The 16,762-nt window shown below is 42.4% G+C and carries 17 protein-coding genes; 5 read left to right on the forward strand and 12 right to left on the reverse strand.

Features of this window, described 5'->3' with window-relative positions:
• Nucleotides 1–77 precede the first annotated feature (77 nt).
• From deoC to BMW86_RS07045, 3 genes are read left to right on the forward strand one after another with little or no spacing between them, the layout of a single operon-like run.
• The gene (gene deoC, locus BMW86_RS07035) at nucleotides 78–731 is read left to right on the forward strand and encodes a deoxyribose-phosphate aldolase (protein ID WP_089780296.1); all 654 of its coding nucleotides are present in this window, start codon (nucleotides 78–80) and stop codon (nucleotides 729–731) included.
• Between the two features lie 10 nt (nucleotides 732–741).
• Nucleotides 742–1,188 carry an SPOR domain-containing protein gene (locus BMW86_RS07040; RefSeq protein WP_177189179.1) on the forward strand — a complete coding sequence of 149 codons (447 nt, stop codon included), beginning with the start codon at nucleotides 742–744 and terminating at the stop codon, nucleotides 1,186–1,188.
• 11 nt (nucleotides 1,189–1,199) lie between these two features.
• Entirely contained in the window at nucleotides 1,200–2,375 is a 1,176-nt protein-coding gene (locus tag BMW86_RS07045; protein WP_089780300.1) for a M20 metallopeptidase family protein, read from the forward strand.
• Nucleotides 2,376–2,434: 59 nt separating this feature from the next.
• On the opposite strand, the gene BMW86_RS07050 is transcribed toward BMW86_RS07045, so the two are convergent.
• The 4 genes from BMW86_RS07050 to BMW86_RS07065 are packed head-to-tail and all read right to left on the reverse strand — an operon-like array spanning nucleotide 2,435 to nucleotide 5,166.
• Nucleotides 2,435–3,109 carry a hypothetical protein gene (locus BMW86_RS07050; protein WP_089780302.1) on the reverse strand — a complete coding sequence of 225 codons (675 nt, stop codon included), beginning with the start codon at nucleotides 3,107–3,109 and terminating at the stop codon, nucleotides 2,435–2,437.
• A 7-nt stretch (nucleotides 3,110–3,116) separates the two neighbouring features.
• The gene (locus tag BMW86_RS07055) at nucleotides 3,117–3,488 is read right to left on the reverse strand and encodes a GntR family transcriptional regulator (protein WP_089780304.1); all 372 of its coding nucleotides are present in this window, start codon (nucleotides 3,486–3,488) and stop codon (nucleotides 3,117–3,119) included.
• A gap of 10 nt (nucleotides 3,489–3,498) precedes the next feature.
• Nucleotides 3,499–4,332 (reverse strand): hypothetical protein, encoded by an 834-nt coding sequence (locus tag BMW86_RS07060; protein WP_089780307.1) that lies wholly within the window; start codon nucleotides 4,330–4,332, stop codon nucleotides 3,499–3,501.
• On the reverse strand, nucleotides 4,333–5,166 hold the full coding sequence (locus BMW86_RS07065; RefSeq protein ID WP_089780309.1) for an ABC transporter ATP-binding protein: 834 nt from the start codon (nucleotides 5,164–5,166) through the stop codon (nucleotides 4,333–4,335). It lies immediately after the preceding gene.
• Nucleotides 5,167–5,351: 185 nt separating this feature from the next.
• Here BMW86_RS07065 and BMW86_RS07070 point away from each other — a divergent pair, with 185 nt between their 5' ends.
• A complete protein-coding gene (locus BMW86_RS07070) occupies nucleotides 5,352–6,392 on the forward strand; it encodes a hypothetical protein (protein ID WP_089780311.1) in 1,041 nt (346 codons plus the stop codon).
• On the opposite strand, the gene BMW86_RS07075 is transcribed toward BMW86_RS07070, so the two are convergent.
• Nucleotides 6,373–7,320, reverse strand: coding sequence for an NAD(P)H-dependent flavin oxidoreductase (locus BMW86_RS07075; protein ID WP_089780313.1), 948 nt, complete (start codon nucleotides 7,318–7,320; stop codon nucleotides 6,373–6,375). The two genes, BMW86_RS07070 and BMW86_RS07075, sit on opposite strands and share 20 nt — an antisense overlap.
• A 13-nt stretch (nucleotides 7,321–7,333) precedes the next feature.
• Nucleotides 7,334–8,326 carry a sugar phosphate nucleotidyltransferase gene (locus BMW86_RS07080; RefSeq protein ID WP_089780315.1) on the reverse strand — a complete coding sequence of 331 codons (993 nt, stop codon included), beginning with the start codon at nucleotides 8,324–8,326 and terminating at the stop codon, nucleotides 7,334–7,336.
• A gap of 231 nt (nucleotides 8,327–8,557) precedes the next feature.
• On the opposite strand from BMW86_RS07080, the gene glyA reads away from it, so the two are divergent.
• Nucleotides 8,558–9,835, forward strand: coding sequence for a serine hydroxymethyltransferase (glyA, locus tag BMW86_RS07085; protein WP_089780317.1), 1,278 nt, complete (start codon nucleotides 8,558–8,560; stop codon nucleotides 9,833–9,835).
• 251 nt (nucleotides 9,836–10,086) lie between these two features.
• On the opposite strand, the gene BMW86_RS07090 is transcribed toward glyA, so the two are convergent.
• From BMW86_RS07090 to BMW86_RS07115, 6 genes are all read right to left on the reverse strand, one after another.
• The gene (locus BMW86_RS07090; protein WP_089780319.1) at nucleotides 10,087–11,394 is read right to left on the reverse strand and encodes an ABC transporter permease; all 1,308 of its coding nucleotides are present in this window, start codon (nucleotides 11,392–11,394) and stop codon (nucleotides 10,087–10,089) included.
• A 4-nt stretch (nucleotides 11,395–11,398) separates the two neighbouring features.
• Nucleotides 11,399–12,319, reverse strand: coding sequence for an ABC transporter ATP-binding protein (locus tag BMW86_RS07095; protein WP_089780322.1), 921 nt, complete (start codon nucleotides 12,317–12,319; stop codon nucleotides 11,399–11,401).
• Nucleotides 12,320–12,363: 44 nt separating this feature from the next.
• The gene (locus BMW86_RS07100; protein WP_089780324.1) at nucleotides 12,364–13,056 is read right to left on the reverse strand and encodes a LytR/AlgR family response regulator transcription factor; all 693 of its coding nucleotides are present in this window, start codon (nucleotides 13,054–13,056) and stop codon (nucleotides 12,364–12,366) included.
• Entirely contained in the window at nucleotides 13,053–14,561 is a 1,509-nt protein-coding gene (locus BMW86_RS07105; RefSeq protein WP_089780326.1) for a sensor histidine kinase, read from the reverse strand. The genes BMW86_RS07100 and BMW86_RS07105 overlap by 4 nt, the downstream gene beginning before the upstream one ends.
• Before the next feature lie 68 nt (nucleotides 14,562–14,629).
• Complete coding sequence (locus BMW86_RS07110; RefSeq protein ID WP_089780328.1) at nucleotides 14,630–16,192, reverse strand: NAD(P)/FAD-dependent oxidoreductase; 1,563 nt, start codon at nucleotides 16,190–16,192, stop codon at nucleotides 14,630–14,632.
• Nucleotides 16,193–16,293: 101 nt separating this feature from the next.
• Nucleotides 16,294–16,683: a DUF3127 domain-containing protein gene (locus tag BMW86_RS07115; RefSeq protein ID WP_089780330.1), complete on the reverse strand. Its 390-nt coding sequence runs from the start codon at nucleotides 16,681–16,683 to the stop codon at nucleotides 16,294–16,296.
• Between the last annotated feature and the right edge of the window lie 79 nt (nucleotides 16,684–16,762).

Consider the following 16,762-nt stretch of genomic DNA (forward strand, 5'->3'; position numbering starts at 1 on the left):
TTATCCGGGGCCGGTTACTGACCGGCCCCTTTTATTTAATCAGGATATATTACTTTCGTACCTGAAATCTGTCATAAATGCTGCTTAATAGATATATAGACCATACGGTGCTGAAACCGACGACTACCCTGGATAACATCCGTCAACTGTGCATGGAAGCAGTGGAATATGATTTTGCAGCAGTGTGCATCCCACCCCCTTTTGTGAAGCTGGCTAAAACATTTGTAGGTAATACCAATACAAAAGTAGCCACTGTTACAGGGTTCCCTTTCGGATATTCTGCCATAGAAGCTAAAGTAGCCGAAACCGTACTCGCTATTATCGATGAAGCAGACGAGCTGGATATGGTCGCTAACCTGTTAGCTATACGAAACGGCGACTGGGAATATGTGGAAAAAGAGATCGCTACCATGATGCCTATCATCAGGAATAAAGGGAAAGTGATCAAAGTGATTATAGAAAGTGGCATATTATTGGAAGAAGAGATCATCAGATGCTGCCAGCTATACGCTAAATACCAGGTAGACTTTGTAAAAACATCTACCGGATACGCAGAGAAAGGCGCCACCGTTGCAGCCGTAAAGCTGATGCGGGCAAACCTGCCGGCAAATATTCAGATAAAAGCATCAGGGGGGATTCGTACCTTTGAGTTTGCTAAAGAACTGATAGATGCCGGTGCAACAAGATTAGGATGCAGTGGAAGCGTGGAAATCATGAAGGCATCTGTTTAACCTTATGACAATGAAACAGTTAATATTACTATTCTCAGGATTACTGATCGGCGGTATGGCCGTTGCCCAGGACAATGCCCTTGCTGCCAACACAGATGGCGGCGTTAAAGTAGTGAAGGACAGCCGCCTGGATCTGCTCATCAAAAAACAGATCTACATTAATACCCTGGCTATCCGTAACCAGCCAGGATTCAGGGTACAGCTCATTTCTACCAATAAAAGGAATGAAGCCAATGACATCAAAGCTAAAGTGATGCAGCTCTATCCTGATTACCGGACTTACCTGGAATATCAACCCCCTTATTTCAAAGTACGTATCGGCGACTTCAAATCCCGCGATGAAGCCACTGATTTCCGTGAGAAATTATCTACCAACTTCCCGGGTGCGATCTTCGTAGTGCCGGCAGTTATTAATCTGTCTCCGGAGAAAGAAGCAGGAAATGAAGAAACCAATTAAGAAAACGGGAAATGAAGCATCGAATTAAGGAACTGGCAAAGCAGTATGCACCGGAATTTATAGCCATCAGACATCATCTTCATTCTCATCCGGAACTCTCCTTCCAGGAATTTGAAACTTCATTGTTCATCCAGCAGAAACTGGATGAATTTGGCGTTCGTTACACTTCCGGGATTGCAGGCACAGGGATCGTAGCTATTATCGAAGGGAAGAACCCCTCTTCCAAAACGATCGCGCTACGGGCAGATATGGATGCATTACCTATTACAGAAATCAACGACGTTCCCTATAAATCACAGAATACAGGCGTTATGCACGCCTGCGGACACGACGTACACACTACCTGCATACTCGGCGCTACCCGCATTCTGCAGGAACTGAGCGGTGAATTTGAGGGTACTATTAAAGTGTTGTTTCAACCAGGGGAAGAGAAACACCCCGGTGGAGCCAGCCTCATGATAAAAGACGGAGCGCTGGAAAATCCACGTCCCGATGCCATACTGGGTATGCACGTGCAACCTACTATGGAAGCCGGTAAACTGGGCTTCCGGGAAGGTAAGTATATGGCCAGCGCGGATGAAATATATATTACGATCAAAGGAAAAGGCGGACACGCAGCACTTCCTCATCTGACAGTAGATACTATATTAGTGGCTTCTCACCTGGTGGTGAGTCTGCAACAGGTGATCAGCAGGAATAATAATCCCTTCTCTCCTTCTGTACTAAGTATCTGTGCTTTTAACGGCGGAAACAGTACAAACGTAATCCCCAGTGAAGTGAAACTGATGGGTACCTTCAGGGCTATGGATGAAACATGGCGCTTTAAAGCACATGATATCATTAAAAAACAAGCCACTGAACTGGCCCATGCCATGGGCGCTGAAATTGATATTGAGATCCTGGTAGGTTATCCCTGCCTGTATAACAATGAAGCAGTTACCGCAGAAGCCCGTGGACTGGCAGAAGAATATCTTGGAATAGATAAGGTAGAAGATACAGAAGTAAGAATGGGAGCAGAAGATTTTGCTTTTTATTCCCAGATAGTACCAGCCTGTTTTTTCAGATTAGGAACAGGGAATATAGCCAGAGGAATTACTTCCGGCGTACATACCCCAACGTTTGATGTAGATGAAAATGCGATTGAAGTAGGGATAGGTACTATGGCTTATCTGGCTACACAATTTTAAATTATAACAGGGAAGGCCGGGTGAATACCCGGCCTTATCTCATTAGCTCTTTTATATAATTATTTAATTTTTTTCAGTACATCCAGCGAAGCATCTCTCATCTCCAGTACTTTAAGACTGTCTACCCTAATATCTGTATACTGATACCGTACATCAAAAGATCTGAATTCGCCGTTTTTACCAAGTTCTAATCTGAAGGAATCAATACCATTATCACTTCCTCTTCCATTTCCCATCATTGATAATTTTGATTCTTTTCCTCCGTCTATATTCAGCTTACTGATTTTCACAGAATTTAAATCAACTGTACAGCTGTCTCCCATATGAATATCTAACTGAGGTATATCAAAATTGCTTACCATTACGCCGCATCCCTGCGACAACCAGATAGCATTGATAGCAGGCAAAGCCAACATCGTACTACCTCCATCTTTATGCATATCAAAAAACAGTGTATCGTTTTTCTGTGAATAAGTAAACTGACCGGCAGTATCACCTCTTAAAATTAATGTTGGCTTATCTGAAGTTGTTATCTGAAGCTGATGGGACACACCTGTCAGACGCAATACTTTAACCGGCTGTAATGCTATACCAGCAAGTCTCTCACTTATATGCAAGTCATTATCCCCACTCCTTCCCTTTTTAAAATTAGCCCATAAAACAATATCGGAAAACAGCATCAGTAACACAAGTAGTGCTACAAATGAAAGTAATAATTTGTTAGCTGTTCGCATATCTTAACTATTTGAAATTAGATTTTTTATATTTCTCGTAGTGCGGTTTCAATTCATCCAGTTCCATATCCAGTAAATAGATATTACGGAAGAATTGTGGCAACTCGTTTGCAAGGAAGCGTTCTTTTTTAAGCTGTATTATTTTCTTACCAGCGTTCTCCGAAACAAAATAACCGATGCCCCTTTTATTATAAATGATATCGTATTGCTGCAAATATTCGCAGGTACGCATCACCGTGTTTGGGTTTACTTCCAGCTGCACGGCCAGTTCGCGGACAGAAGGAATACGATCGTCCGGCTTCCACTTATCCAGCAGGATCTGTTCGCAGAGGTGATCTGCGATCTGCAGGTATATCGCTTGTGACTCTTTAAATTCCATGATCGGTAATTTATATTTCTTTGTCTCTCAATTTAAAATAAGCCACTGTCCATAGTGCTGGCGGAACAAAATATTCGAAAAAATACAGCAGTGGTTTCCATGCTTTTTTAGGCAATTCCAGCATCACAAAGTTCATAGAGTATTGAGCTGTATGCGCTTCCATGTTATGAGGCAGTAAAATATTTACACCAATAAAAGGGAATTGCTCTTTCCAGTCTCTCATGTATTCATGGAAGAAGATCTGCGCAAATATTGCATTAATGAGGTACATGCCGGTTAAGAATATAAAGAAACATAACACTGTTTTTATGAGACTATATTTTTGAAAATATACAGTGCCCAGCAGGAACATAGCTTGTGCAACAAACCAGATAAAGTAGTTTATGTACCAGTTGTCAGCCTCTCTGTTGTACGCGAGATCGTTTACAAGAGGAGTACCATTGCGTAACGAGATAATGCCTTCTCCTGCTTTTACTGCAAGGAAAAATGCGACGTGATATATGGCGAGAAAGCCAATCGTAGTAATTAATAATGTGGTGAGAAATTTCTCCAGGTGAGAAGCTGGTAATAATAAGTAATCTATCCCCCTTGATTTATTTCCCAGTTCACTAAACGATTTACTGGTAAATATCAATCCGGCCACGTATAAGCCTATCAAAAAGGCTGGTATCAGGTCGGTGTATGTGTGGATACTCGGCTCTGCGAATACTGCGAATAACAGGGCGAATAATAATAATCCTGTTAATACAATTAAGGACATGAGATAAAGTCGGTAATTATCAACCAGGTGCTTTTTGAAGTAGGCGCCAAAGCGGCTTGCGCTGAGTATATTATTTACTTGCATTTAGTTGAATATTTTAGAGATCCTTTCAGGTTGTTCCAGTACAGCATTAAACAGCATTTCCATATCAATACGACTTTGTTCTTTATCCGTATTTTCTGTTACTACGGCATGACCCCTCAATGAGCTGTTGGCATATAGTACGCCACTTGCATCTTCTACGTTGCTGACAGTTTTAAAGCTGAGCTTATCGCTTACAGCACCTACATCCTGACGAAAAACAATCTTATGATCATCGATGATCACGATATTATCTATCAGATTGTCGAGATCACGTACCTGGTGAGTAGAAATGACGATACACTTTTCATCGCTCACAGCGGCAGCAATGACCTTACGGAACTGGCTTTTGGAAGGGATGTCCAAACCATTGGTAGGTTCATCCATGATAAGCGCTTTGGTATTGGTAGCCAGGGCAAAGCTGATCAGGACTTTCTTCTTCTGTCCATAGGACATTTCTGTTAAGCGCTGATCTGTAGGGATTTGAAACTCTTCCAGGTATTCCCGGAAGGATTTGTTGCTGAAGTCGGGGTAAAAGGGGGCATAGGCTTTTACGTAGTTGTTGATCTGTACCTGTGGCAAATAAAACTCTTCCGGCACCATAAACAGGTTACGCAGAAAATCCGGCTGACGGTAACGGGCCTCATACCCCATCACCTTACAAACGCCGCCCTGTGGGAATAATAGTCCGGCCATTTGTTTTAGCAGGCTGGATTTGCCTGCTCCGTTTTTTCCTAATAGTCCGTAGATATAGCCCGCCTCCAGGTTCAGGTTCAAGCCTTCAAACAAGGGCTTGTTTTTCCTGTAACTGAAAGAAAGATTTTGGATGGATATCATAGTAAGTGATTTAGTGTACTACACATCTAGTACACTGTAAATGTACAGGCTAATTTTTGATATTTCCTAATGATGGGGGAAAATTATTTTTCAGGATAGGCAAACCCGGCTGTAGACGCATTTCTACATATTAAACCTTTTTAAAACATTATATTTGCAATGTGGTTTAAATTAAATATCCTCCTATGAAAGGTACCCTATCCGCCTTGCTTGGTTTAAGCCTCTTATTATCAGTAGTTAATGCCTCAGCACAGTTCGTAAAAACGAAAGATATAGAGAAGATGAAGAAGCGTACCAGCTTCATTGTGGTGAAAGAACGGCCGGATAAAAAGATCATAAAACTGCTGAGTCAAAAAGCTCCTGGTCAGGTAGCTGAATATAAGCAAGCCATTAAGCAATTGAACCGGGACTTCCCGGAAGTAGTAAAGCAATACTGGGCGTTGAACGGCGCTATTACAGTAGAACAGAAAACAGAAAAAGAGGTGTCGCGGTTACGCACACGTAATAACAGGAATTACATTGTTTTCGACTGTCAGTCGATGAAAGTAAAACCAGGCAGTAAGGTGAAAAAGTCTAAATATGCAAGGACTTACACCTCTTCCCTTGCCTGGAAAATTGATGATAAAGACCTGAGCGTTCCCGTCATTAACATGTACTTCATTGAGAATGACGTATCCTACCCTTTTTACATCCAGAATATGTCCGACCGGTTCCCGGATTATACCGATCTGGCAGTGGGCTTGCGACTGGCCACTTACGTATTTACCGAGCAACTAGGCGGAATATCCGAACGCAGTATGCAGTCGGAAATAAAACATAATGCGGTGTATCTGAAAGATAAAACATTGATTCTCTGCAAGAACTGGTTGGATGATGATTTTGCAGAGGGAACAGCGCAAGCCGATTACCCTTATCCCATCCGTTTTGTGAGTAAGGAAGAACTGGATGAGATCTTTAAGAAAGATGCCTTTGGAAACAGTGCGATAGCTTATGTGCCTTCCGGGGTATTTTCTACGTTTGATACGAATTATCCAAGTATGGAAGTGAATGTGCCGGTAGTGCTGGACCCTGTGAACGGAATGCCGTTATGCCATACTGATATCAGTGATGAGATGTTTCAGGCATGGGGCTTTTCTTTGATTCCTCAGATGGGAAAATCAATGGTTGGATTTAAAAAGATCAGAAACCAGGATATTAAGAATTTTGCTAAGGCAATGAAAGAGTAGCCAGCTTTTTTATCGTTGCTTCAAACTCTTCCCATATTTCTGCTACGATTGCAGCGGCGGGTTTGATCTCATGAATGGTTGCACACACCTGCCCTATTTCCAGTTCCCCTTCTTCGAGCTGTCCTTCAAACATGCCCGTCTTAGCCCTTGCGCGGCCCAATAACGCTAGCAGGGCTTCTTTATCAGCCCCATTATCTTCTGCCGCTTTTACTGTTTCAAAAAACGGATTCTTTAATAACCGTACCGGGGTAAGTTTCTTCATAGCCAAAAAGGTATCTCCTTCTTTAGCGTCTACAACGGCCTGTTTGAAAAGAGGATGTGAAGATGCTTCCGGACTGGCTACAAAACGACTGCCTATCTGTACGCCTGTAGCACCCAATGCAAAAGCAGCTGCCATCGCCTTTCCGGAGCCTATCCCCCCTGCTGCGATCACAGGAATGCTCACCTGTTCGCAGACTGCGGGAATGAGTACCATCGTAGTGGTTTCTTCTCTTCCATTGTGCCCTCCTGCTTCAAAACCTTCTGCTACTACAGCATCTACACCGGCGGCCTCGCTTTTTTTAGCGAAAGCGGCGCTCGATACAACATGTACCACCTTAATACCGGCGGCTTTCAACGTAGGCGTCCATGTTTTGGGATTACCGGCAGAAGTAAATACGATCGGTACTTCTTCTTTGATAATGATATCGATGAGTTGTTCTATACCCGGGTAAAGCAGCGGGATATTAACCCCAAACGGACGTGTAGTCGCCAGTTTGCATTTGCGGATATGCTCCTGTAACACATCAGGGTACATACTACCGGCACCAATGATACCTAGTCCGCCTGCATTACTGACAGCACTGGCCAAACGCCATCCGCTGGCCCAGATCATACCAGCCTGAATGATAGGGTATTGAATGTGGAATAGTGCTGTAACGGGATTCATTTCAATATTTTGTTCAACCAAGATCTATCTCTGTATTATCCCCTATATTCAAACTCTGACTAAGCCCCCGTATATTGGCATCACTACCGATAAGAGAAGACTTCAATACTACTTCATATAAGTTACTGAAAGAGCCAATGATGGAATCTTTGACGATAGAATAGTTGATGACCGTATTGTCTCCAATGGCCACATTAGGACCGATAATAGAGTTCTTGATATTACATCCTTCCCCTATACTCACCGGCGGAATGATAATCGTGTTTTCGTAAGGCAATACAGGCGCTGTGGCCAGTTTGTATTTACTCAACAAGATAGCGTTGGTTTCCAGCAGGGTATCCTTACGTCCACAATCGAACCAGTTGCTTACCTTAAACGGTTTGAACACTACCCCATGTTCTATCATACATTGCAGGGCATCTGTCAGCTGAAATTCATCGTGAGATTTACGATGTTCCAGCATATTCTTCTCCAGGCAATCGTATAACTGTTCGGTTTCTTTTATCTTATATACACCTACCAGTGCAAGGTTCGACTTAGGGATCTGTGGTTTCTCCACTACTTTGCAGATGCTGCCGGTATCGTCCAGTTCTGCTACCCCGAAATTACGCGGATCATCTACTTTCTTGAGTCCCAGCTGGGAAACAGGAGAATGGATGAGATCCTTGAAATTCCCTTCACAGATAGTATCCCCTAATACGATCAGCATTTCATCATCCTTTACCACATGTCTTGTCAGTAAAATAGCATGCCCTGTTCCTTCGCGGCTGCTCTGCTGCACGAAATGACAGGTAAGGTGCGGATATTTTTTCAGTATATAATCCTGGATCTTCTCGCCCAGGTAACCTACCACGAACACAAACTCCGAGATGCCGGCTTCTACCAGCTGATCAACTATTATACTGAGTATGGTTTTTCCCGCCAGGGGGATTAGTGCTTTAGGCTGTGTATATGTATGCGGTCGTAGCTTGGTGCCAGCACCGGCTACTGGTATAATGGCCTTCATGTACGCAGTTAATTAGATTTGATGTTACTGAGGGCGTGAAGGTAGTATAAATTTTAAAAAATCCATAGCTGTGGGTATTACAGACAGTTTAAACCATTGATAATATAGAGATCAATAGTATATATAACTATGTCATGCAATTTAAATAGGAAAAATATCTACGGACTATCTATTATTGGCTATGCACTATTCACAAATTCGATTACCTTTGCAGCAAATTTTCAACATACAATGCAAAGAGATCAGCAAATATTTAATATCATCGGCCAGGAACTGGAGCGTCAGCGTCATGGCATAGAATTGATCGCATCGGAAAACTTTACCAGTCTGCAGGTTATTCAGGCTATGGGAACCGTTTTGACCAATAAATATGCAGAAGGCTATCCCGGACGTAGATATTATGGTGGCTGTGAAATTGTGGACCTGAGCGAACAGTTGGCAATTGACAGAGCAAAACAGATTTTTGGCGCTGAATACGCAAACGTACAGCCTCACTCCGGTGCACAGGCTAATGCGGCAGTAATGCTGGCGATATTGAAAGCAGGTGATAAGATCCTTGGACTGGACCTGAGCATGGGCGGACACCTGACACATGGTTCTCCTGTAAACTTTTCCGGTAAACTTTATCAGCCGTTCTCCTACGGTGTGAACAGAGAGACTGGTCTTGTTGAGTATGATAAAATGGAAGAAATCGCACTGCGCGAGAAACCACAGTTAATTGTTTGTGGTGCTTCTGCTTACAGCCGCGACTGGGATTACAAACGTATCCGTGAGATCGCTGACCAGGTTGGCGCATTTGTAATGGCGGATATCGCTCATCCTGCAGGTCTGATTGCAAAAGGTTTATTGAACTCTCCTTTTGAACATTGTCATTTCGTTACTACTACTACACATAAAACATTACGTGGACCTCGTGGTGGTATGATCCTGTTAGGCAAAGACTTCGAAAATCCATTCGGTCTTAAGACGCCAAAAGGAGAAATCCGCATGATGAGTTCTCTGCTGGATATGGCTGTATTCCCTGGTATTCAGGGTGGTCCGCTGGAACATGTGATTGCTGCCAAAGCAGTTTCTTTCTTTGAGATCCTGACAGATGAATACGGAGATTATGCTAAACAGATGATCAAAAATGCACAGGCTATGTCTAAAGCATTTGTAGAGAAAGGGTATGAAATCGTATCCGGTGGTACAGATAATCACCTGATGCTGATAGATCTGCGTAACAAGAATATCTCTGGTAAGAAAGCTGAACAGGTATTAGTGAAAGCAGATATTACTGTTAACAAGAACATGGTTCCTTTTGATGATAAATCTGCATTCGTTACTTCCGGTATTCGTGTGGGCGTTCCTGCTATTACCAGTCGTGGTATGACAGAACAGCACATGGGACAGGTTGTTTCCTGGATAGACGAGTTGCTGATGGATGCTGATAATGAAGCAAAGATTACTTCTGTCAGAGGTGCGGTGAACGACTTTATGAAACAGTTCGTGTTGTATCCTGAATTATAATTAAAACAGCTTTTATAAAAAGGGAGTGTATCAGCTATTTTTGATACACTCCCTTTTGTTTACAGCAAAACATAATAGGCTCCGTTAGGAGCCACGTGTTTATAGCAACAATCTATCTTCTACATAATAGACTCCGTTAGGAGTCCCCTTCTATTAGCAAATTTAGGGGACTCCTAACGGAGTCTGTGTTTTGTTGTTTAATGTGTTTCCTACAAACACGAGGCTCCTAACGGAGCCTATTATGTTTTATTTTAGTTCTTCTTGCCGATCCATTTAATGGCTTCTTTCCACGTAATCTTCTTTCCATACATCAGTATACCTGTACGGTATATTTTCCCCGCCATCCAGGTCATACCCAGGAAACCAACTATCAGCAACACCATGGATAATGCCAGGTGCCAGTAAGGAACGGTACCAGGTACTCCATAAGGTAATCTTGCCATCATCACCATAGGTGATGTAAATGGAATGATACTTCCCCAGAAAGCCAACTGGCTATCCGGATTCTGTACAGTAGAGATCATTATCATCAACCCTATAATAATGGGTAAAGTGATGGGAAATGTCAATGATTGTGCATCTGTTGGATCCTCATTTACCAGACTGCCTACTGCGGCAAATAAGGCAGAATAAAACAGGTATCCTCCCAGGAAATAAAATATAAAACAGGAAATGATGAGCGTCCAGTTAACACTGCCGATTACATAACGGATTTTTTCTATAGCGTCTATTGCAGCGGCATTACCACCACTCTGCATAACCCCACCACCCTGTGTTGCAGCATGTAATGTTTCTGCTGAAAAGAACAGGGGTAAGATGAGTTGTAAGGATAAGATCAGTACTACCCATATCAGGAATTGTAATAATCCTACTCCTGCGATACCAATGATCTTCCCCATCATCAGTTGAAATGGTTTTACACTGGAGATCATTACTTCTGCAATACGACTTACCTTTTCTTCCATCACACCACGCATCACCGCCATTCCAAAGAACATGAGAATAATGTAAATGATAAATCCACTGGCATAACCTACACCATAAGCCACGGCGGAGTTACCTTTTTTACCATCAGCCCCGGATTTAAAATCAATACTGATATCTGATTTTGCAGCAAAGAGTTTTTCCCTGTCGATACCGGCGTTTTCCAGTCGTTTTTCCTCTATGATATCATTTACATGTTTTGTGATGTTGCTTTCCACCCCAATACCTGGCTGCCCGCTGCTATAGTAAGTTATACCGGAAGGCCGTTTTATATCCAGGTCAGGGATGTACAGTAAACCGGAGTAACCGTATTGTTCGTACCTGAAGGTATCTACTTTTATATTCGTCAGGTATTTATAATAAGTGCCTTTACTATCAGGAAAACGGCCAAGAAACAGATGGCTGTCATCTACCACTGCGATGCGTTTATCTTCACTGCCACTGGTAGCAATTAATATAGGTATGACGAGCAGTCCGGCAAAGAAAACGGGTATTAATAAAGTCACTACCAGGAAACTGCGTTTGCGTACACGTGTTAAGAATTCTCTTTTTATTATGAGCAGGATCTTATTCATAAAATTAGTTTAGTGGTTGTTCCATCTCCTGTACTTTGTTGATAAATACTTCGTTGATAGAGGGCAGAATTTCCTGGAAATAAGTGATGGGGATATCATGTTTAATAAAGTGCATGAGGATGTCGTTGGTGGTACTTCCTTCGCTTAGTTTTACCGTGTATGCATGATCTTCCTGCTTGATGATACTGAAGTGCCAGGTAGCCATCTGAGCGAAGTTAGGCATGGTACCAACACCTATACGGAACAGGTGTTGTTTGAAGTCGTGTCTGATTTGTTTCACTTCTCCATCCAGTATCTTCTTTCCTTTATTTACCAGTATGATCCTGTCACAGATTTCTTCTACCTGTTCCATACGGTGGGTAGAGAAAATGATGGTGGTGCCACTTTTACTGAGGTCGAATATTTCCTGCTTGATAAGATTGGCATTAATAGGGTCCAGGCCGGAGAAGGGTTCATCCAGGATCAGCAGGGAAGGATTGTGGATGATAGTAGAAATGAACTGCACTTTCTGTTGCATCCCTTTACTGAGTTCTTCCACTTTCTTGTTATACCATGTATTGATATCCAGCTTATCAAACCAGTATTTAATCTTCTCCTTTGCTTCTTTTTCCCGCATGCCTTTCAGCTGTGCGAGGTAGAGGGTTTGCTCCCCTACTTTCATCTTTTTATAGAGCCCTCTTTCTTCCGGCATATAGCCGATGGACTGTATATCCCGTTCAGGATCAAAGGGTTTATTGTTGAATAATATCTGACCATGGTCCGGGTAAAAGATACCGGTGATCATCCGCAGTAGCGTGGTTTTGCCCGCGCCGTTAGGTCCCAGCAATCCGAAGATGCTACCACGGGGGATAACAAAACTGATATCGTCTACAGCCTTATGCGTAGCATAGTCTTTTCTCAGGTTTTTGACTTCGATGAGGTTCATAAACTAAAAGTAAGTTTTTATTTGCTTACTAGTAGTTGCCTGTATTACTTAAGTATTTTATCTACTTCATCTGCGTAAGCAGCACCTATACTTACCGGCACAGCACCGATATATAAATTGTTTTTGTCTGCTTTCTCTATTTTATTATTAGCGACAATGAAAGAGCGGTGTACACGTGTAAACTGGGATGGAGGTAACAGGGCTAATGCTTCCTGCATGGATAAACGGGAAAGAAGTCGCCGGTCTTTCATTACAAAACTGATGTAATTACCGGCGCTTTCCAGGTAAAGTATTTCATCCAGCGGGAGTTTGAATTGTTCATACCCGCTTTTTATCATGATATAAGTAGGCGCATCTTTCATGGAGCTTTTGGCTATCATCTCCAGTAACGACTTTGCCTTATTGCAGGCTTTTGAAAACCGCTCTGAGGAGAACGGTTTTAATAAGTAGTCGATAGCATCCAGTTCAAAGCTTTGTACCGCATGTTCAGAATAGGCCGTGGTGAAGATGACCAATGGCGAACCAGGCAGGGCAGTCATGAGTTCCAGTCCGGATATATCCGGCATTTTTATATCCAGGAATACCAGCTCTGTTTTATTATCTTTCAAATATGACAGTGCTTCATAAGGATCGGTGAAATAACCTTTCACGTCCAGGAAAGGAACCTGTTCCGCATGTGTGCTGATGACAGACAAAGCCACCTGTTCATCATCAATGGCGATAGCATTTATTTTCATCCTATTTGTATAGTGAGATGTACAAAAAATTCTGTGCCTGTTTCACGGATGCTGAGGTCATGTTTGCCTGGATATAATAATGCCAGTCGTTGTCTTACATTATTCAAACCGATACCCATGCTATCGTATTCTACATCGCTGCTCCTGATGGCGTGTACGGTATTAAATACATCAAAATAAATCTTATCTGCAGTACAGGATAATGATACTGAGATACGGGATTTATTACGCTGACTTATTCCATATTTAAATGCATTTTCTACAAAAGGAATCAATAACATAGGAGCTATCTCATGATCACATAATGTTTCATTGATAGTCACATCTATGAGAATATCCGGAGATCCCTGTGTACGTAACCGTTGCAGTGCTATGTAATTTTGTAAGTACGCGATTTCTTTATCCAATGGAATATGTTCCATTACATTGTCGTGCAGCATGAAACGCATCATGTCTCCCAGCTTCTGAATACCTTCTCCCGTAGCGCTTGCTTTTTCCTGTAAGGCAGTACCATATAATGTATTGAGGGCATTGAATAAGAAGTGCGGATTAATCTGCCAGCGGAGAAAATCAAGCCCTGCTTCTGAATGATCCAATGCAGTCTTTAATCCACGGACTTCAATTTTTCTGTTGTGCCGGGCCTGGTAGATCCACCAGGAAACAGGTATTACAATAGCTGCTTCGAAAGCATATACTGCCGGCACAATTGCAAAGATTGCTGCTTTTATCTCGGGTATTACCATTAGTATAAACGCCCCCAGGATAAATGCTGTGAGGGAGACGAGCCCTATTTCCCGGATTAATTCACGTTTGTTTTTATGTTGTTCAAAGTTTGGAAAAACCCGGTACTGACAAACAAAGTAAATGAAGAAATAATACAGGGTGATAAGGAAGAGTATTACTACACCTCTGATTTCGCCTCTGGCTCCCGCACCCAATACCGGGAATGCTACCAATATCGCCAGCATTATTATTACTTCTGTTTTTATTTCTTTGAACCATGGTTTGCTGATTACTTTGCGATACAGCTGATCAAAGAACAGATAGCGGGCGGCGTAATACAATATATATATAGTGGCGTAAAATATGGTGATGATGAAGGCTTGTTTTACGCAATGTGTATATACTCCCTTTACAGTTTTGTATACCCCGAAAAGATAACCGTAGTACCAGGTATCGGAGATCATAATAGTAAGGAATACTACGCCACACGTAATTCCGGAAAAAAGTATTCCAAGAAAAAAGCGTCTTTGCTCCAGGTATACAGGGACTATAAATCCATGAATGAATACAAAGGCAGCATATACAACTGTGATATAAGCGAGTAATGGTAACAGATAATGTTTATAATAATCAAACACCTGATGGTAGTGATCGAATTTATATCCAAACTCATGTTGCAGGTCGAATACATTCGATGTTACACTTCGGGAGAGTAGTGTAAATATGATGAGCAGATAGATGCCTGTGGCGGCAGCAAGTTCTGTTTTTGTGAATTTGTTCATAAGGATAAACTTTCAGCAATGATAATTATCCCTTGCACACTTTTTTAATATATGTGACTAAAGCATAATTATCGGGTGTAAAAACCTATAATCATCTCTGCTACGCGTTCTCCATCCATGGCAGCGGATACAATCCCACCAGCATAACCGGCTCCTTCCCCACAGGGATACAGACCATTGATTTGCGGATGCATGAGTGTATCATCATTACGAGGAATACGTACAGGAGAGGAAGTGCGGGATTCTGTGGCTACGACTACAGCATCTTCTGTATAATATCCTCTCATCTTATTTCCAAATGCTTTGAAAGCCTTTGCCAGCCTGTTATGTACGCTTGCTGGCAAAACCTCACGCAGGTTAGCACTGTTGAGGCCGGGTAAATAAGAGCAGGGTGGTAAGGAAGAAGATACTTTATTGTTTACGAAATCAGTCATTCGCTGAGCGGGCGCAACAAACAATCCGCCGCCTGCATGAAAGGAATCCTGTTCTACCATTTGCTGATAGTACATGGCAGATAAGGGCCCTTTATCTGCAAAGGGAATAAAATCTGATTCATCTACGGTCACCACCATGCCGGAATTTGCGTAGGGGTTATCACGTTTTGAAGGAGACCAGCCATTCACTACCAATTCTCCGGGATCTGTTGCAGCAGGAGCGATGATACCACCGGGGCACATACAGAATGAAAATACACCGCGGCCATCTATCTGTTCAACGAGACTGTAACTGGCTGGTGGTAATAATTCATTGCGGATAGGGTTATGATATTGTGCACTATCTATTAATTGTTGCGGATGTTCTATTCTTACACCTAAAGCAAATGGCTTTGCATGTATTAATATGTCCTTTTGTGCTAATAGCCTGAAGATATCTCTGGCTGAGTGGCCTGTAGCCAGAATAATCTGAGGGGAAGAATATGTTTGTCCGGTAGTTGTTTGCACTCCGGTAACCTGATTGTTTTTTATCAGAATATCTGATACTTTTTGCTCAAAGTGAACTTCTCCTCCGCTGTTTTCAATCTGTTCGCGCATGGCGATGATGATATGCGGAAGTTTGTTGGTGCCGATGTGAGGATGAGCATCGTACATTATTTTTTCTGTGGCGCCGAAATGAACAAAAATGCTGAGGATACGGTTAATGTCTCCTCTTTTATTAGAACGGGTATATAATTTCCCATCTGAGTAAGTACCAGCCCCACCTTCCCCAAAGCAATAGTTTGAATCGGGATGTACGATACCTGTTTTATTTAAGGCAGCGAGATCACGGCGACGGGCACGTACATCTTTCCCTCTTTCGAGTACGATTGGTTTGATACCGGATTCTATCAGTCGCAAAGCAGCGAATAAGCCCGCGGGGCCAGCACCTATAACGATAGCAGCAGGAGCATTGGCAGGGAGAGAATCATATACAGGTATGATCCTTTCGCGTTCAACGAAGGGTTCATCTATAAATACTTTTACAGTGAGCATGAAGTACACTTGCCTGGAACGTGCGTCGATAGAGCGTTTTAGCAGGTGGAAGCCAGTGATGGCTGATGGTTTTATACCTAATGCAGCAGCTGCCTGTGTGAGAATAGTATTATCAGATGCAGCCTGTGAAGGCAGGAGCTTGAGAGAGATTTGTTGTATCATACTGACGGTTAGGTATTTATCCTAAAACATTGTAAAGATAGAAAACGGGTACATGGTTTTATCCATGTACCCGCCAATATATTTTGTTAATGAGTTGTTATTTAGAACGGCAAATCATCAGCCTGTGAGCTGCTACCGCCAGAGGAAACTTCCTGTGAGGTATTGTAGTTAGGTTGCGCGTCTGTGGTTGGGCCACCAGCAACAACAGACTCCATGCGCCATGCGTCCAGGTTGGTGATGTAGTTAACACGACCGTCTTTTTCCCAACGTGTACCTTTAATGTTAAAGTAAACCTTCACTGTCTCGCCTTCGTTGAAACGGTCTACGATAGCTGTTCTATCCTGTACCGCCTGGAACTTGATAAAGTTGTTGATAACACGGCCATTGATATCATCAGACTTTTCGATAACGAACTCCCGTGTCTTAAAGGTTTCGCTACGTTGCATCGTATTATACTTCACGATCAGCTTTCCGGTTATTTCAAAACTCATATAAAAAATTTTAACTGTTCTAGAGGGTCAAAGATAGGTTTTTTAAAAGAAGTGCAGCGCAATAAAATTTAAAACAATT

It is taken from the genome of Chitinophaga sp. YR573, from assembly GCF_900110995.1.
Taxonomy (GTDB): domain Bacteria; phylum Bacteroidota; class Bacteroidia; order Chitinophagales; family Chitinophagaceae; genus Chitinophaga.

Excerpts from the sequence above, each read along its gene's own strand:
- deoC (WP_089780296.1), top strand. The coding sequence starts at position 78 with ATGCTGCTTAATAGATATATAGACCATACGGTGCTGAAACCGACGACT.
- BMW86_RS07040 (WP_177189179.1), top strand. The coding sequence starts at position 742 with ATGAAACAGTTAATATTACTATTCTCAGGATTACTGATCGGCGGTATG.
- BMW86_RS07045 (WP_089780300.1), top strand. The coding sequence starts at position 1,200 with ATGAAGCATCGAATTAAGGAACTGGCAAAGCAGTATGCACCGGAATTT.
- BMW86_RS07050 (WP_089780302.1), bottom strand. The coding sequence starts at position 3,109 with ATGCGAACAGCTAACAAATTATTACTTTCATTTGTAGCACTACTTGTG.
- BMW86_RS07055 (WP_089780304.1), bottom strand. The coding sequence starts at position 3,488 with ATGGAATTTAAAGAGTCACAAGCGATATACCTGCAGATCGCAGATCAC.
- BMW86_RS07060 (WP_089780307.1), bottom strand. The coding sequence starts at position 4,332 with ATGCAAGTAAATAATATACTCAGCGCAAGCCGCTTTGGCGCCTACTTC.
- BMW86_RS07065 (WP_089780309.1), bottom strand. The coding sequence starts at position 5,166 with ATGATATCCATCCAAAATCTTTCTTTCAGTTACAGGAAAAACAAGCCC.
- BMW86_RS07070 (WP_089780311.1), top strand. The coding sequence starts at position 5,352 with ATGAAAGGTACCCTATCCGCCTTGCTTGGTTTAAGCCTCTTATTATCA.
- BMW86_RS07075 (WP_089780313.1), bottom strand. The coding sequence starts at position 7,320 with ATGAATCCCGTTACAGCACTATTCCACATTCAATACCCTATCATTCAG.
- BMW86_RS07080 (WP_089780315.1), bottom strand. The coding sequence starts at position 8,326 with ATGAAGGCCATTATACCAGTAGCCGGTGCTGGCACCAAGCTACGACCG.
- glyA (WP_089780317.1), top strand. The coding sequence starts at position 8,558 with ATGCAAAGAGATCAGCAAATATTTAATATCATCGGCCAGGAACTGGAG.
- BMW86_RS07090 (WP_089780319.1), bottom strand. The coding sequence starts at position 11,394 with ATGAATAAGATCCTGCTCATAATAAAAAGAGAATTCTTAACACGTGTA.
- BMW86_RS07095 (WP_089780322.1), bottom strand. The coding sequence starts at position 12,319 with ATGAACCTCATCGAAGTCAAAAACCTGAGAAAAGACTATGCTACGCAT.
- BMW86_RS07100 (WP_089780324.1), bottom strand. The coding sequence starts at position 13,056 with ATGAAAATAAATGCTATCGCCATTGATGATGAACAGGTGGCTTTGTCT.
- BMW86_RS07105 (WP_089780326.1), bottom strand. The coding sequence starts at position 14,561 with ATGAACAAATTCACAAAAACAGAACTTGCTGCCGCCACAGGCATCTAT.
- BMW86_RS07110 (WP_089780328.1), bottom strand. The coding sequence starts at position 16,192 with ATGATACAACAAATCTCTCTCAAGCTCCTGCCTTCACAGGCTGCATCT.
- BMW86_RS07115 (WP_089780330.1), bottom strand. The coding sequence starts at position 16,683 with ATGAGTTTTGAAATAACCGGAAAGCTGATCGTGAAGTATAATACGATG.